This window comes from Aminobacter sp. BE322 (genome assembly GCF_050433525.1).
Classification (GTDB): Bacteria; Pseudomonadota; Alphaproteobacteria; order Rhizobiales; family Rhizobiaceae; genus Aminobacter.
Window position 1 is genome coordinate 144,253 of record NZ_JBNPXB010000005.1, and the last position, 15,018, is coordinate 159,270.

At 67.8% G+C, this 15,018-nt stretch carries 13 protein-coding genes and 1 riboswitch; of the genes, 9 read left to right on the forward strand and 4 right to left on the reverse strand.

Translation table 11 applies throughout. The features are described from left to right. Positions 1-5 precede the first annotated feature (5 nt). The 3 genes from J2X50_RS10285 to J2X50_RS10295 all read left to right on the forward strand — a co-directional run bounded on the left by J2X50_RS10285 (position 6) and on the right by J2X50_RS10295 (position 3,935). On the forward strand, positions 6-1,100 hold the full coding sequence (locus J2X50_RS10285; RefSeq protein ID WP_429094503.1) for a glycosyltransferase family 2 protein: 1,095 nt from the start codon (positions 6-8) through the stop codon (positions 1,098-1,100). Positions 1,101-1,176: 76 nt separating this feature from the next. Continuing rightward, positions 1,177-2,136: a glycosyltransferase family 2 protein gene (locus J2X50_RS10290; protein WP_429094505.1), complete on the forward strand. Its 960-nt coding sequence runs from the start codon at positions 1,177-1,179 to the stop codon at positions 2,134-2,136. An 11-nt stretch (positions 2,137-2,147) separates the two neighbouring features. Continuing rightward, entirely contained in the window at positions 2,148-3,935 is a 1,788-nt protein-coding gene (locus tag J2X50_RS10295) for an ABC transporter ATP-binding protein (RefSeq protein ID WP_429094507.1), read from the forward strand. A 23-nt stretch (positions 3,936-3,958) separates the two neighbouring features. Here the strand turns inward: J2X50_RS10295 and lpdA are convergent, their stop codons facing one another. From lpdA to J2X50_RS10315, 4 genes are read right to left on the reverse strand one after another with little or no spacing between them, the layout of a single operon-like run. Further along, positions 3,959-5,356 (reverse strand): dihydrolipoyl dehydrogenase, encoded by a 1,398-nt coding sequence (gene lpdA, locus J2X50_RS10300; protein WP_429094508.1) that lies wholly within the window; start codon positions 5,354-5,356, stop codon positions 3,959-3,961. 4 nt (positions 5,357-5,360) lie between these two features. Next, the gene (locus J2X50_RS10305) at positions 5,361-6,722 is read right to left on the reverse strand and encodes a dihydrolipoamide acetyltransferase family protein (protein ID WP_429094510.1); all 1,362 of its coding nucleotides are present in this window, start codon (positions 6,720-6,722) and stop codon (positions 5,361-5,363) included. Between the two features lie 2 nt (positions 6,723-6,724). Continuing rightward, positions 6,725-7,738 carry an alpha-ketoacid dehydrogenase subunit beta gene (locus J2X50_RS10310; RefSeq protein WP_429094512.1) on the reverse strand — a complete coding sequence of 338 codons (1,014 nt, stop codon included), beginning with the start codon at positions 7,736-7,738 and terminating at the stop codon, positions 6,725-6,727. A 3-nt stretch (positions 7,739-7,741) separates the two neighbouring features. Then, positions 7,742-8,977 (reverse strand): 3-methyl-2-oxobutanoate dehydrogenase (2-methylpropanoyl-transferring) subunit alpha, encoded by a 1,236-nt coding sequence (locus tag J2X50_RS10315; RefSeq protein WP_429094514.1) that lies wholly within the window; start codon positions 8,975-8,977, stop codon positions 7,742-7,744. Positions 8,978-9,171: 194 nt separating this feature from the next. Continuing rightward, positions 9,172-9,289: riboswitch (TPP riboswitch) on the forward strand. Between the two features lie 114 nt (positions 9,290-9,403). Here J2X50_RS10315 and thiC point away from each other — a divergent pair. The 6 genes from thiC (at position 9,404) to J2X50_RS10345 (ending at position 15,015) form a co-directional block, all read left to right on the forward strand. Continuing rightward, positions 9,404-11,230 carry a phosphomethylpyrimidine synthase ThiC gene (gene thiC / locus J2X50_RS10320; RefSeq protein ID WP_429094515.1) on the forward strand — a complete coding sequence of 609 codons (1,827 nt, stop codon included), beginning with the start codon at positions 9,404-9,406 and terminating at the stop codon, positions 11,228-11,230. Further along, positions 11,227-12,216 (forward strand): glycine oxidase ThiO, encoded by a 990-nt coding sequence (gene thiO, locus J2X50_RS10325; protein WP_429094517.1) that lies wholly within the window; start codon positions 11,227-11,229, stop codon positions 12,214-12,216. The genes thiC and thiO overlap by 4 nt, the downstream gene beginning before the upstream one ends. Further along, a complete protein-coding gene (thiS, locus tag J2X50_RS10330; RefSeq protein ID WP_429094519.1) occupies positions 12,200-12,397 on the forward strand; it encodes a sulfur carrier protein ThiS in 198 nt (65 codons plus the stop codon). The genes thiO and thiS overlap by 17 nt, the downstream gene beginning before the upstream one ends. 283 nt (positions 12,398-12,680) lie before the next feature. Next, positions 12,681-13,454: a thiazole synthase gene (locus J2X50_RS10335; protein ID WP_429094521.1), complete on the forward strand. Its 774-nt coding sequence runs from the start codon at positions 12,681-12,683 to the stop codon at positions 13,452-13,454. Further along, positions 13,451-14,056 carry a thiamine phosphate synthase gene (locus tag J2X50_RS10340; RefSeq protein WP_429094523.1) on the forward strand — a complete coding sequence of 202 codons (606 nt, stop codon included), beginning with the start codon at positions 13,451-13,453 and terminating at the stop codon, positions 14,054-14,056. Before J2X50_RS10335 ends, J2X50_RS10340 begins: the two co-directional genes overlap by 4 nt. Next, entirely contained in the window at positions 14,026-15,015 is a 990-nt protein-coding gene (locus J2X50_RS10345; RefSeq protein ID WP_429094525.1) for a hydroxymethylpyrimidine/phosphomethylpyrimidine kinase, read from the forward strand. The genes J2X50_RS10340 and J2X50_RS10345 overlap by 31 nt, the downstream gene beginning before the upstream one ends. Positions 15,016-15,018 lie beyond the last annotated feature (3 nt).

Here is a 15,018-nt window from a genome sequence, read left to right on the forward strand (position 1 = left end):
AACCGATGTCCCCTCCCCTGGTTTCCGTGCTGCTTCCGGCCTACGACGCGGCCCCCTATCTGTCCGCGGCGCTCGACAGTATCGTCAACCAGGACTATCGGCGCCTCGAGGTCATCGCCATCGACGACGGATCGACGGACGGCACGCTCGCCATCCTGGAAAGCTACCGCAAGGCCGACAGCCGCATCCGCATCGTCTCGCGCGAGAACAAGGGGCTGATCGCGACGCTGAACGAAGGGCTGGCGCTCGCCAGCGGCGACCTCATCGCCCGGATGGACGCCGACGACGTCGCCTACCGCACGCGCCTGTCGCGGCAGGTGGCGCTGTTCGAGGATCAGCCCGGGCTTGCCATTTGCGGCACAGGGGCCGACACTCTGATCCGCAACCGGCTGCTGCGCGGCACGCCGCACCCGATCTACCGGTCGGGCAGCCTGCGGGCGCTGTCGAAGTTCTTCACCTTGTTCCTGCATTCGACGGTGGTCTACAACCGCCGGGTCATTGCGGAAGACATGCTATTCTACGACGCGCGCTACGTGCACGCCGAGGACTTCGACCTGTTCCGGCGGATCGCCGAGCGCCATCCGGCAGCGATGATCGTCGACAGCCAGTTGGCCTACCGCCAGCACGAGGAGAGCGTGACGGCCCGGCATCGGCAACGGATGCGGCAGACCCATCTCAAGATCGTCGGCGAGAACCTGGAAGCCGAGGCGCTGGCGCCTAGCCCAGAGGTACTGCGCGGCATCGGCGACGAGGTGACCCTCGAAACGGTTCGCGGCACGGCCGAATTCCTGCTTGCGCTCGACGAGGCCATCGCCGCCCTGCCAGAGCGGGAACGGCCCAGCTACCAGGTCGGCGCGCTCAACCTGTTCTACTTCCTCTACCAGATGATCGGCGACGAAGGCCGGCCGGCGCTCACCCACGAATTCCTCACCCGCACATCCAAATGGGGCGTCATCCGCCGCCGCGAACGCTACGGGCTGCGGGCCGCAACGGCGGCGCCGCGCCTCAGCCTGCTCTCCATCGCCGCCGCCAGGCAGGTCGATGCCGTCGAGTGGTACATGAAGTCCAAGCCGGCCGCGGCCGCCATGCAGACGGCATAGCATGACCGCAGATACGCGAACTCGACCGGCGGCAGCCATCTACCCGCGCCTCGCTCCTGATCCGGCCGAACCGGCCTTGGCGGCAACGCCGCCGCCCAGGGCAAGCTTCATCGTCTGCACGCGCAATCGCGCGTCAGCACTCGCGGCTTGCGTGGACTCCATTCAGGCCGCCTGCCGCTCCCATGCCACCTTCGCCGCCGAACTGGTGATCGTCGACAACGGCTCGAGCGACGGCACGGCCGATAGCCTCGCGCGCCTTGCGGCAGGCTCGCCCCTCCCAATGACGCTGGTTTTGGAACCGCGGCCGGGCCTCTCGGCCGCCCGCAACGCAGGGCTCGACCGGGCGCGCGGCAGCCTGCTCGTCTTCATCGACGACGACTGCCAGTTGCACCCCGACTACCTGCGCGACCTGGAACGCCACTATGCCGATGGGATGCCATGCGTTCGCGGCGGCCGCGTCGAACTCGGCAATCCGCGGGACCTGCCCTTCACCATCAAGCGCTCGCGGCAGCGCGAGCAACTGAACCGGGCCGTTCCGCCGGGCGGGTTCGTGCTCGGCTGTAACATGACGATGAACCGCGAGGTGGCTTCGCGGATCGGCCGGTTCGACGAACGCTTCGGCGTCGGCGCGCCGCTGCGCTCGGCCGAGGACACCGACTACCTGGTGCGCGCCTTCCTCGCCGGCGTCGAGGTCGAATACGTCCCCGACATGGTCGTCTTCCACCATCACGGCCGAAGCGAACGCAGCGCGGTGGAAGCGCTGCACCGCAGCTACAGCCTCGGCAACGGCGGGCTCTACCTCAAGCATCTTGGTCGCGCGCCGTGGCTGCTGCGCCATTTCTACTGGGCGTTCCGCTCTGCCTTGCGTGAGCTCATGGGCGGCCCCGCCTTCGATCCCGAGTTGCAGCTTTCCCACTGGCCGATCGTGCTGATGAACCTGCGCGGCGCGTTCCGATATGCCGGTCTGGCGCTGCTGCGCAGGGGCCGCCGAAGCCCGCGGCAGCCGGTCGGCCAAGCCGCCGTCGAGCCGAGATGAGGTCCGCCGCGATGCAGCCGTCATTGCCCGGATTTTCTCTGCTGCGCGGGCTCATGGGCCGCCAGCAGCGCATGTTGCCCGTCGTGGTGCTGCTCGGGCTTGCGAGCGCCGCCCTCGAGGGCGTCGGCATCGGCCTGATCATTCCCATGCTGGGCATCATCGTCGGGCAAAATGCCGCAACCGACATGGGCGGCCTCTCGGGCGCGTTCCAGCGGGTCGGGGCCGGGCTGAGCGAAGGCCAGCGCCTGTTCGCGCTGGCCGCGATCGTCTTCGTGCTGATCACGTTCAAGAACCTGATGGCCTATGCGAACACGCTGCTCACGAGCCACATCTACGGCAAGGCGAGCCACGCCATCCGCAGCGCGCTGTCGGCGCAGTTGCTGGAGCTGGGATATCCGTTCTTCCTGCTGCAGAGCCCGGGGCGGCTGCTCAACATCATCTCCAACGAATCCTGGCGCGCCTCCGACGCCGTCCAGACCTTGCTCTCGGCGATCGTCAATGCGTCGGCCGCCGTCATCCTGCTCGCCTTCCTGCTGCTGTTGTCCTGGCAGATGACCTTGCTGGTGGCGGTCGGCCTTGTCCTGGTGCAACTGGTGCATGCCGCCCTGTCCGCCGGTCTCAAGGCGCCGAGCCGCGGCGTCACCTCGCGCAACGGCGAGCTAGCCTCCCGGATGCTCCACCTCGTGAATGCCGGTCGGCTGATCCGCATCTTCGGCCAGGAGGCGCGGGAGCAGGCGGCGTTCGACCATGCGTCGGATGCGGTGCGCCGGGCGGGCTTCGCCCTGCAGTCCAGGCAAGGCGCGCTGCCGCCGCTGACCGAGGTGCTGCACGCGCTGCTGTTCCTCGGCGCGGTCGTCGGCTCGTGGTACGGCGGCATCAGCTTCCCTGTCATCGTCGCCTTCGTCGTGCTGCTCTACCGGCTGCAGCCGCATATGCGTGCCCTGCAGATGTGCTGGAGCCAGTTGCAGGGCTGGAGCGGATCGCTGGAGGAGGTGCGCTGGCTGCTCGATCCTTCGGACAAGCCGCAGCCGCCCGGCGGCACCCAGCCCTTCCAGGGTCTTTGTCGGCAGATGACCTTCGACGAGGTGACCTTCGGCTATCCCGGCGCCGACAAAGCCGGCGCCGTGTTGCGCTCCGCGCGCTTCGACATCCGCGCCGGCCGCTCGACCGCGATCGTCGGGCGCTCGGGCGCGGGCAAGACGACGATCGTCAACCTTCTGTGCCGTTTCGTCGAACCCGACGGAGGTGCGATTCTCGTGGACGGCACGCCACTCGGCGCGATCGATCCAGCCCAGTGGCGCAGCCATATCGCCCTGGCCAGCCAGGACCTCGAACTCGTCGACGGAACCATCCTGGACAACATCACCTATGGGCAGGCGCTCGCCTCGCCGGCCGAGGCCGAGCGTGCCGCCAGGCTGGCCGAGGCACATGACTTCATCGAGGGCCTGCCCCAGGGCTACAAGACCGTCGTCGGTTATCGCGGCGTGAACCTGTCGGCGGGTCAGCGCCAGCGCATCGCCCTGGCGCGCGCTCTGGTACGCGATCCCGACATCCTGATCCTCGACGAGGCCACCAATGCGGTGGACGGACTGTCGGAAGCCGCCATCGTCGAGACCCTGCGGTCAAGGGCGGGCCGGCACACCACCATCGTCATCAGCCACCACCGCAGCACCATTTCCTTCTGCGACGACGTCGTCGTCCTCGGCGACGGCCGGGCGAAAAGCCAGGCGCGCTTCGCCGACCTGGCTGCGCTCAGCATGGACGAACTCTACGAGCACGGCGCGGCCGACAACGGCTGAGACGGTGGCGCGAAACCGCCGTGTCAGATGTGGAGCGCGTGGCCGAGCGTGCGCAGCGCGGCTTCCAGGAAAGCCTCGCCCTGCGTCGGATGCGCATGGATCGTGCCGGCGATGTCTTCAAGGCGCGCGCCCATCTCGATCGCCAGGCTGAACGCCGACGACAGCTCCGACACGCCGGTGCCGACCGCCTGGATGCCGAGCACCAGGTGGTTGTCGGCCCGCGCCACGATACGCACGAAGCCGTCCTCGCCCGACAGCGTCATCGCCCGGCCATTGGCCGAGAACGGGAACTGAGCGGTCTTGATCTCGGTGCCGTGGTTCTTCGCCTCGTCCGGCGACAGCCCGGCGGTCACCACCTCGGGGTCGGTGAAGCAGACGGCGGGAATGGAACGCTTGTCCCAGCTGCGCTTGTGGCCGGCGACGATCTCGGCGACCATCTCGCCCTGCGCCATCGCACGGTGCGCCAGCATCGGCTCGCCGGTGACGTCGCCGATGGCATAGATTCCGCGCATCGAGGTGCGGCACTGGTCGTCGATGCGGATGAAGCGGCCGTCGCGGTCGAGGTCGATCTCCTCCAGCCCCCAGCCTTCGGTGACCGGCTTGCGCCCGACGGTAACCAGCACCTTGTCGGCCGGAACCTTCTGCTCGCTGCCGTCGGCGGCTTCGACCAGCAGCGCGTCGCCCTTGGAGGACAGGCCCTTGGCCTTGGCGCCGGTCAGCACCTTGACGCCGAGTGCCTCGAGCCGCTTGGCGACCGGGCGGGTCAGTTCGGCATCGTATTGCGGCAGGATGCGCGGCAACGCCTCGACCACCGTCACCTTGGTGCCGAGCTTGGCGAAGGCAGTGCCGAGTTCGAGACCGATATAGCCGCCGCCGACGACGGCAAGCTGCTGCGGCACCTGTTTCAGCGACAGCGCCTCGGTCGACGAGATGACCGGTCCGCCGAAGGGCAGGAACGGCAGCTCGACCGGGGCGGAGCCGGTGGCAATCACGATCGTCTCGGCGCGGATGACCTGCAGGCCGGTCTCGGTCTCGACCTCGACGGTCTTGCCGTCGCGGAACCGTGCCCAGCCCTGCACCGACTTGACCCTGGCCTTCTTGAGCAGGCCGGCAACGCCGGTGTTGAGGCGGCCGACGATGCGGTCCTTCCAGGCCACCGTCTTGGTAAGGTCGATGGCGGGCGCCGAGACGGTGATGCCGAGCGGGCTCTTGCCCGCCGCCATCTCGCTCGCCATCAGGTACTCGTCCGCCGCATGGATCATCGCCTTGGACGGGATGCAGCCGACATTGAGGCAGGTGCCGCCCGGCTTGCCGGCCTCCACGATGACCGTGTCGATGCCGAGCTGGCCGGCGCGGATGGCGCAGATGTAGCCGCCGGGGCCGGCGCCGATGACGAGAAGCTTGCAGGAGATTTCCTTCATCGGCTCACCCCTCCACGAAGATCATCGCCGGCGCCTCGAGCAGCGCCTTGAGCCGCTGCACGAAGACCGCCGCGTCCCAGCCGTCGATGACGCGATGGTCGAAGCTGGACGACAGGTTCATCATCTTGCGCGGCACGAACTGGGTGCCGTCCCACATCGGCCGGACCATGATCTTGTTGACGCCGACGATCGCCACTTCCGGGTAGTTGATGACGGGCGTGGTGGCGACGCCGCCCATGGCGCCCAGCGAGGTGATGGTGATGGTCGAGCCGGTCAGCTCCTCGCGCGTCGCGGTGCCCGCCTTGGCGGCGTCCGCGAGGCGGTTCACCTCGGCGGCGCAATCCCAGAGGTCGCGCGCCTCGGCGTGCTTCACCACCGGTACCACCAGGCCACCGGGCGTCTGGGCGGCCATGCCGATATGCACCCCGGCATGGCGATGGATGACGCCCGCATCGTCGTCGTAGAGCGCATTGAGCTGCGGCTGCTCGCCCACCGCCTTGACCAGCGCCCGCATCAGAAACGGCAGGATGGTCAGCTTGGCGCGGTCGGGCTTCTTCGAGGCATTGAGCTTGGCGCGCAACTCCTCGAGGGCCGTGACATCGACCTCCTCGACATAGGTGATGTGCGGGATGCGCGACTTGGCCAGCGCCATCTTCTCGGCGATGCGGCGACGCAGGCCGACGACCTTGATCTCCTCGACCGCGGTCTTCGTCTGCAGCCCGGCTGCCGGTGTGGCCGCGCCGCGCGCGGCGAACGCATCGAGGTCTTCATGGGTGATGCGGCCTGCAGGACCGGTGCCTGATACCTGGCGCAGGTCGATGCCGGCTTCCTTGGCGCGCAGCCTGACGGCGGGAGACGCCAGCGGACGCTCGCCCTCGGGGCGCGGCAGGCCGACGCGTGCGGCGGTACCCCCACCCCTAGCCCCTCCCCACAAGGGGGAGGGGGATCCGGTTTGCGTCTTACCGGCTGCTGTTTCAGCTTTTGCTTTGTCGTTCGTTGGGGATGTCGATGCGGCTGGCTGTCCCCCTCCCCCTTGTGGGGAGGGGCTAGGGGAGGGGGTGGCCTGCGCAGCCATAGCAGCAGGCTTCTCCTCCCGAGCGGCTGTATCCGTCACACCGCCCTCGCCGGCCACCTTGATCCTGACGATGGGCGAGCCCACCGCGACCGTGTCGCCGATCTCGGCGCCGAGCCAGAGGATTTCGCCTTCGACCGGCGACGGGATTTCGACCGTCGCCTTGTCGGTCATGACTGCGGCAAGCACGGCGTCCTCGCGCACGAGGTCGCCGATCTTGACGTGCCATTCGACGAGCTCGGCCTCGGCCACGCCCTCGCCAACGTCGGGAAGCTTGATGACATGCTCGCCCATGCTCAGGCCTCCATGGTTTCGATCAGCGCTTCGCCGACCCGCTTGGGTCCGGGGAAGTAGTCCCATTCCTGCGCATGCGGATAGGGCGTGTCCCAGCCGGTCACACGCGCGACCGGCGCTTCGAGGTGGTAGAAGCAGTTCTCCTGCACCAGCGCCACGAGCTCGGCGCCGAAGCCCGAGGTCAGCGTCGCCTCGTGCACCACCACGCAGCGGCGGGTCTTCTTCACCGAGGCGATGATGGTCTCGAGGTCGAGCGGCAAGAGCGAGCGCAGGTCGATGACCTCGGCGTCGATGCCGGTCTCCTCGGCCGCAGCCTGCGCGACATAGACCATGGTGCCATAGGCGAGCACGGTGACGGCGGAACCGGGACGGCGGATCTCGGCCTTGCCGAGCGGCACAGTGAAGTGGCCTTCCGGCACCTCGCCCAGCGCGTGCTTCGACCAGGCCGTGACGGGGCGGTCGTGGTGGCCGTCGAAGGGGCCGTTGTACAATCGTTTCGGCTCCAGAAAGATCACCGGATCCGGGTCTTCGATCGACGCGATCAGCAGGCCCTTGGCGTCGAGCGGATTGGACGGAACGACCACCTTGAGGCCGGAGACGTGGGTGAACAGCGCCTCGGGACTCTGGCTGTGGGTCTGGCCGCCGAAAATGCCGCCGCCTGTAGGCATGCGGATGACGATCGGGCAGGTGAACTCGCCGTTGGAGCGGTAGCGCAACCGTGCCGCCTCCGAAACGATCTGGTCATATGCTGGATAGACGTAGTCGGCGAACTGCACTTCGACGCAAGGCTTGAGCCCGTAGGCGGCCATGCCGATGGCAGCACCCACGATGCCCAACTCGCTGATCGGCGCATCGAAGCAGCGCGAGCGGCCGTATTTCTGCTGGAGCCCCTGGGTGCAGCGGAAGACGCCGCCGAAATAGCCGACATCCTCGCCGAACACGACGACGTCGTCGTCGCGGCCCATGGCGACATCCATGGCGCTGCGGATGGCCTCGATCATGGTCATGCGCGGCATGGGCTACACTCCTGCCTTCTGGCGCTGGCGACGGAGATGCGGCGGCATCTCGGCATAGACGCCCTCGAACATGTCGCGCGTCGACGGCTTGCCGCCGGCATGCAGCGTGCCGTGGCTCTCGGCCTCCTTCTGCGCGGCGATGACGGTTTCGAGGATCTCGGCCTCGGTCTGCTTGTGGCGTTCCTCGGACCAAAGGCCTCGCTTGATGAGGTGGTTCTTCAGCCGGATCACCGGGTCGCCCAGCGGCCAGGCGTCGGACTCGGTCTTGGGCCGGTAGGCGGAAGGATCGTCGGAGGTGGAGTGCGCGCCGACGCGGTAGGTGACGTATTCGACCAGCGTCGGGCCGAGGTTCAGGCGAGCCCGCTCGGTCGCCCATTTCGCCACCGCATGGACGGCGAGATAGTCGTTGCCGTCGACGCGCAGCGCCGGGATGCCGAAGCCGAGGCCACGTGCCGCAAAGGTGCCGGAGCCGCCGCGGGCGATACCCTGGAAGGTCGAGATCGCCCACTGGTTGTTGACGATGTTGAGGACGACGGGCGCCTTGTAGGTCGAGGCGAAGACGAGTGCGGCGTGGAAGTCGCTCTCGGCGGTGGCGCCGTCGCCGACCCAGCCGACGGCGATCTTGGTGTCACCCTTGATCGCCGATGCCATCGCCCAGCCGACAGCCTGTATGTACTGTGTGGTCAGGTTGCCGGAGATCGAGAAGAAGCCGTAGTCCTTGGCCGAATACATGATCGGCAACTGGCGGCCCTTCAGCGGATCCTTCTCGTTGGAATAGATCTGGTTCATCATGTCGACCATCGGGTAGCCGCCCGCAATCAGCAGGCCGGCCTGGCGATAGGTCGGGAAGTTCATGTCTCCCTGGATCAGCGCCTTGCGGAAGGCGCAGCTCACCGCCTCCTCGCCCATATGCTGCATGTAGAACGAGGTCTTGCCCTGGCGCTGGGCCATCTGCATGCGCGCATCGAAGGTGCGCAGCGTCACCATGTGGCGCAGGCCGTCGAGCTGTTCCTCGTCGGTCAGCGTGCCGGCCCATGGCCCCACCGCATCGCCCTCGCGGTTGAGCACGCGGATGATCGAATAGGCGAGGTCGCGGATCGTCCTGGGGTCGACGTCGATCGGCGGCCGGTCGACCGATCCGGCCTTCGGGATCGGCACGTTGGAGAAGTCGGGCGTACCGCCCGGCCGCACTTCGGGCTCGGGCACGTGGAACTTGAGCGGCGAGGGATTGTCCGTCACGGATGTTCCTCCTGTCTCCTGCGGGCCGAACGTCCTCCCGGACACCGCAAGCACCAGACAATTTATGTCAGCGATGCTGACCTATTATCTGATCATCATCGGAACCGCAATGGGGTCCCGACATCGGCGACTTTGGCATTCTCTCGCCCTCTGCGAAAGGCCGTTGACAGCACCTACGTTCCGCCTCCATGCTTAAGGCTCACCAGGGGGGTCCCGACAAGGGGCTGAGATTCTGCTGGCTTCGCGCAGCGCAGTGACCCGTTGAACCTGATCCAGTTCATACTGGCGTAGGGACGGTGCGAGGCGCAGCAAGCCGGTTCTCCGGCTCAGGCATTCGGGCTCATCCATGCCCGAGGTCCCCAGGCCAAACCTCTCCTCCTCCTCATCGCATGGACTGGGTCTCCTGCAGAAGAAGGAGGCTCACTCATGAATGCCCATACCCCTACCGTCACCGTCGGCGAACTGCCCGCCTCGAAGAAGGTCTACAAACCGGGCAAGATCCATCCCGACATCCGCGTGCCGATGCGCGAAATCTCGGTCCACCCCAGCGCCGGCGAGCCGCCCGTCACCGTCTACGATTCGTCCGGCCCCTACACCGACACGAGCGTGAAGACCGACATCGAGCGCGGCCTGCCAAGGCTGCGCGAGGACTGGATCCTCGCCCGCGGCGATGTCGAGCGCTACGAGGGCCGCGCGGTCAAGGACGAGGACAACGGCTTCGTTTCAGCCGAGCGCCTGACGCCGGAATTCCCGGTCCGCAACGCCCCGCTGCGCGCCACCGGCGGCCGTGCCGTCACCCAGCTCGCCTATGCGCGGGCCGGCATCGTCACCCCGGAGATGGAGTTCGTGGCCATCCGCGAAAACCTCGGCCGCGAGCAGATCCGGGCCAAGCTCCAGCGCGACGGCGAGAGCTTCGGCGCCGCCATTCCCGATTTCGTCACGCCCGAATTCGTCCGCGACGAGGTCGCCCGCGGCCGCGCCATCATCCCCTCCAACATCAACCACCCCGAGAGCGAGCCGATGATCATCGGCCGCAATTTCCTGGTGAAGATCAACGCCAACATCGGCAACTCCGCCGTCACCTCGTCGATGGCCGAGGAGGTCGAGAAGATGGTGTGGGCGACGCGCTGGGGTGGCGACACGGTGATGGACCTGTCCACCGGGCGCAACATCCACAACATCCGCGACTGGATCGTCCGCAACGCGCCGGTGCCGATCGGTACCGTGCCGCTCTACCAGGCGCTCGAAAAGGTCGGCGGCATTGCCGAGAACCTGACCTGGGAGGTGTTCCGCGACACCCTCATCGAGCAGGCCGAGCAGGGCGTCGACTACTTCACCATCCACGCCGGCGTGCGGCTCGCCTACATCCACCTGACCGTCGACCGCGTCACCGGCATCGTCTCGCGCGGCGGCTCGATCATGGCCAAGTGGTGCCTGCACCACCACAAGGAGAGCTTCCTCTACGAGCATTTCGACGAGATCTGCGACATCTGCCGGACCTATGACGTCGCGTTTTCGCTCGGCGACGGCCTGCGCCCCGGTTCGATCGCCGACGCCAACGACGCCGCCCAGTTCGCCGAACTGGAGACGTTGGGCGAACTGACCAGGATCGCCTGGGCCAAGGACTGCCAGGTGATGATCGAAGGCCCCGGCCACGTGCCGATGCACAAGATCAAGGAGAACATGGACAAGCAGCTGGAGGTTTGCGGCGAGGCGCCCTTCTACACGCTTGGACCTTTGACCACCGACATCGCGCCGGGCTACGACCACATCACCTCTGGCATCGGTGCGGCGATGATCGGCTGGTTCGGCACGGCCATGCTCTGCTACGTCACGCCCAAGGAGCATCTCGGCCTGCCCGACCGCGACGACGTCAAGGTGGGCGTCATCACCTACAAGATCGCGGCGCATGCCGCCGACCTCGCCAAGGGCCATCCGGCCGCCAAGGTCAGGGACGACGCGCTGTCGCGGGCACGCTTCGAGTTCCGCTGGGAGGACCAGTTCAACCTCTCGCTCGACCCGGAGACGGCGCGCGCCTTCCACGACGAGACCCTGCCCAAGGAGGCGCACAAGGTGGCGCATTTCTGCTCCATGTGCGGCCCGAAATTCTGCTCGATGCGGATCTCCCACGACATCCGCGCCGAGGCCCAGAAGGAAGGGCTGGCGGCGATGGCGGCGAAGTATCGCGACGGCGGCGACCTCTACATGCCGGTCGAAAACGCCGAACCGGCGGAGACAGCGAGCCAGCCATGAAGGTGCTGATCCGCGGCGCGGGCGTCGCCGGGCTGACGCTCGCGCATGAGCTGGCGACGCGCGGCGCAAGCGTGACCGTGGTCGATACCAGACGGCAGATCGCCGGCAATGCCTCGTGGCAGGCCGGCGGCATGCTGGCGCCCTGGTGCGAGCGCGAGAGCGCCGAGGAGGCGGTGCTTTCGCTCGGGCGAGACGCCGCCGACTGGTGGGAGGCGGCCCTGCCCGGCCATGTGCTGCGCAACGGCACGCTGGTCGTGGCGCCTGCCCGCGACGCGCGCGAACTCGACCGATTCGGTCGTCGCACGTCAGGCTTTCGCTCGGTGGACGCGGAGGCGATCGCCTCACTCGAGCCCGATCTCGAAGGCCGCTTCGGACGCGCGCTGTTCTTCGCCGGGGAGGCACATCTCGACCCGCGCAAGGCTCTGCTCGGGCTGCAGGAGAAGCTCGTGCGGATGGGCGTGCGCTTCGCGTTCGGCTACGGCGCGGTGCGGGCGCCCGGCAGGGCGGAGGTCGAGGCCGACTGCACCGGCATGGCCGGCGCACGGCCGGGCTTGCGCGGTGTGCGTGGCGAGATGCTGATCCTCAGAACCCGTGACGTGTCGCTGGCCCGGCCGGTGCGGCTGCTGCATCCGCGCATCCCGGTCTATGTCGTGCCGCGCTCGGACAACCTGTTCATGGTCGGCGCGACGATGATCGAGAGCGCCGACGCGGGGCCGATCACCACGCGCTCGGTGATGGAACTGCTCAACGCTGCCTACGCGCTGCACCCGGCCTTTGGCGAGGCCGAATTGGTCGAGACGGGTGTCGGCGTCCGGCCGGCCTTCGCCGACAACCTGCCGCGCGTCGAGCGTGACGGGAGTACCATCCGCATCAACGGCCTCTACCGCCACGGTTTCCTGCTCGCGCCCGCCATGGCGCGGCAGGCCGCCGACATGATCCTGGGCAATCCGACAGCAAGGGAGCTCGCCGATGAAGCTCACCGTTAATGGCGAGAGCCACGAGGTGTCGGCCGGCACGCTCGCGGCCCTGCTCGCCGAACTCGACTACGAAGGCGGCTGGCTCGCCACCGCCCTCAACGGCGAGGTCGTGCCGGCAAGGGACCGCGACGGCTGCGCGCTGTCCGAAGGCGACCGGGTCGAGATACTCGCGCCGATGAAGGGAGGATGAGGCTATGGCGAGCTTACCCCCACCCCTGACCCCTCCCCGCAAGGGGGAGGGGGACGCTGATCACCGGCCCCGCGGTCTTCGGCCCCAGCGCCCCGGTCTTGGTTCCCATCGCCTCGTACTTCGGTCCTCGGCGTCCAGTCCGATGGAGCGTGCATGGCCGCCGGCAGGCGAGGCACGGCCAAAGTCCCCCTCCCCCTTGTGGGGAGGGGCTAGGGGTGGGGGTACCGAAGCCTCGACCTCGCAAATGGCATCGCCCCTCCAACCGACTTCGAGGAGCTAACCCATGCTCGAACTCTACGGACAACAGCTCTCCTCCCGCCTGCTGCTCGGCACCGCGCTCTACCCCTCGCCCGCCATCATGGCCGAGGCGATCGGGGCGTCGGGCGCCGGCATCGTCACCGTCTCGCTGCGCCGCGAGACATCGGGCGGCAAGACGGGGCAGAAATTCTGGGAACTGATCCAGGGGCTCGGCGTCCGGGTACTGCCCAACACCGCCGGCTGCCATTCGGCCAAGGAAGCGGTGACGACGGCGAAGATGGCGCGCGAGGTCCTTGCCACCAACTGGATCAAGCTCGAGGTCATCGGCAACCACGACACGCTGCAGCCCGACGTGTTCGGGCTGGTCGAGGCGGCGAAGGTCCTGTCATCGGACGGCTTCGAGGTCTTTCCCTACACGACCGACGATCTGGTCGTCGCCGGGCGGCTGCTCGATGCCGGCTGCAAGGTGCTGATGCCATGGTGCGCGCCGATCGGCTCCGCGCGGGGTCCGCAGAACATAGACGCGCTGCGCAGCCTGCGTGGCCATTTCCCCGATGTGCCGCTGATCGTCGACGCCGGCATCGGTCGGCCGTCACATGCGGCAACCGTCATGGAATTGGGCTACGACGCCGTGCTGCTCAACACCGCCGTCGCCAAGGCAGGCGACCCCGTCGCCATGGCGTCCGCCTTCGGCAAGGCTGTCGAGGCAGGTAGGCAGGCATTCCGCGCCGGCCCGCTCGAACCGCGCGACATGGCCGTCCCCTCAACCCCCGTCATCGGCATGGCAGCATTTTCATGAAGCTCGACCCGTTCTACCTCATCGTCGATTCCGCCGACTGGATCGAGCGCCTGGTGCCGCTGGGCGTGAAGCTGGTGCAGCTGCGCATCAAGGACATGGACGAGGCCGGCCTGCGCCGCGAAATCCGTGCGGCGAAGGCCGTCTGCGAGCGCCATGGCTGCCAGCTCATCGTCAACGACTATTGGCGCCTCGCCATCGACGAGGCTTGCGACTTCGTCCATCTCGGCCAGGAAGACCTCGCCGAGGCCGACGTGACGGCGATCCGCCGCGCCGGCCTGAAGCTCGGCATCAGCACGCATGACGATACCGAGCTCGACACCGCCCTTGCCGCACGGCCCGACTATGTCGCGCTCGGGCCCGTCTACCCAACCATCCTCAAGGCGATGAAATGGGCACCGCAAGGGCTCGACCGCATCGCCATCTGGAAAGAACGTGTCGGCAAAGTACCGCTGGTCGCCATCGGCGGGCTCAATGTCGAGCGCATCCCGGGCGTCTTCGCCCAAGGCGCCGACGCTGCCGCCGTCGTCACCGACATCACGCTCAACGCCGATCCGGAGGCGCGGACGCACCAATGGCTGGCAGCGACGGCTCAGTGGCGATGACGCCGCATGTCCTCATCGTCGCCGGCTCGGATTCGAGCGGTGGCGCCGGCATCGTCCGCGACGTCGAGACGGTCTCGGCCTTCGGCCTGCGTTGCAGCCTTGCCGTCACGGCCGTGACGGTCCAAACCCATGCGGCGGTCGAGCGCATCGAGCAGATGCCGCCCGAGTTGGTTGCCGAGCAGATGCAGGCAGCGTTCGGAGCGGACTTGGCCGAGTCACACAAGGATGACGTGGCCGGCATCCTACCCCCACCCCTAACCCCTCCCCACAAGGGGGAAGGGAATCTGCCCATCGTCGTTGCCACCAAGGTCTTCGAGCACCAGCGTTGGGCGATCGCGCCACAGCGTCCCCCTCCCCCTTGTGGGGAGGGGCTAGGGGTGGGGGTGACTTCCAATGCGAGAGCGCCGGCCACCCCGGTCGCAGCCGTCAAGATCGGCATGCTGGGAACCGCGGCGATCATAGACGCCGTCTCGTCGGTGCTGGCGAGCAGCCTGCCGGTGCCGGTGGTGCTCGACCCCGTTCTGGCCTCGACGTCGGGTCGCGCACTTCTGGACGTCGACGCCATCGGCGCGCTCAAGCGCAAGCTGATGCCGCTCTGCCGGCTGGTGACGCCGAACCTGCCGGAACTCGCATTGCTGTGCGGCCGGCCGGTCACCTCGTGCGACCGGGAAATCGTCCGTCAGGCAGAAATGCTGCTTGCGACCGGCGTTCAGGCCGTGCTGGTCAAAGGCGGACACGGCAATGGAGCCCTATCGACCGACCTGCTGGTCACCTCCGATGGCACGCAGCAATCGTTCGAAGCGCCGCGCCTGACCGGCACCGTGCGCGGCACGGGCTGCATGCTGGCAAGCGCCATCGCCGCCCACCTGGCGCTCGGCGAGCCGCTCGACGCGAGCATCGCCAAGGCTAAGCGTCATGTCTTCGCGCGCTTCGACGCAGCTGCCGCGCCGCCGAGCTAGGCG

What these genes read in the sequence shown, in the direction of transcription:
- J2X50_RS10285 (WP_429094503.1), top strand. Translation starts at nt 6, where the DNA reads ATGTCCCCTCCCCTGGTTTCCGTGCTGCTTCCGGCCTACGACGCGGCC.
- thiO (WP_429094517.1), top strand. Translation starts at nt 11,227, where the DNA reads ATGAAGGTGCTGATCCGCGGCGCGGGCGTCGCCGGGCTGACGCTCGCG.
- J2X50_RS10310 (WP_429094512.1), bottom strand. Translation starts at nt 7,738, where the DNA reads ATGCCGCGCATGACCATGATCGAGGCCATCCGCAGCGCCATGGATGTC.
- J2X50_RS10295 (WP_429094507.1), top strand. Translation starts at nt 2,148, where the DNA reads ATGCAGCCGTCATTGCCCGGATTTTCTCTGCTGCGCGGGCTCATGGGC.
- J2X50_RS10305 (WP_429094510.1), bottom strand. Translation starts at nt 6,722, where the DNA reads ATGGGCGAGCATGTCATCAAGCTTCCCGACGTTGGCGAGGGCGTGGCC.
- J2X50_RS10335 (WP_429094521.1), top strand. Translation starts at nt 12,681, where the DNA reads ATGCTCGAACTCTACGGACAACAGCTCTCCTCCCGCCTGCTGCTCGGC.
- thiC (WP_429094515.1), top strand. Translation starts at nt 9,404, where the DNA reads ATGAATGCCCATACCCCTACCGTCACCGTCGGCGAACTGCCCGCCTCG.
- J2X50_RS10340 (WP_429094523.1), top strand. Translation starts at nt 13,451, where the DNA reads ATGAAGCTCGACCCGTTCTACCTCATCGTCGATTCCGCCGACTGGATC.
- thiS (WP_429094519.1), top strand. Translation starts at nt 12,200, where the DNA reads ATGAAGCTCACCGTTAATGGCGAGAGCCACGAGGTGTCGGCCGGCACG.
- J2X50_RS10345 (WP_429094525.1), top strand. Translation starts at nt 14,026, where the DNA reads ATGGCTGGCAGCGACGGCTCAGTGGCGATGACGCCGCATGTCCTCATC.
- lpdA (WP_429094508.1), bottom strand. Translation starts at nt 5,356, where the DNA reads ATGAAGGAAATCTCCTGCAAGCTTCTCGTCATCGGCGCCGGCCCCGGC.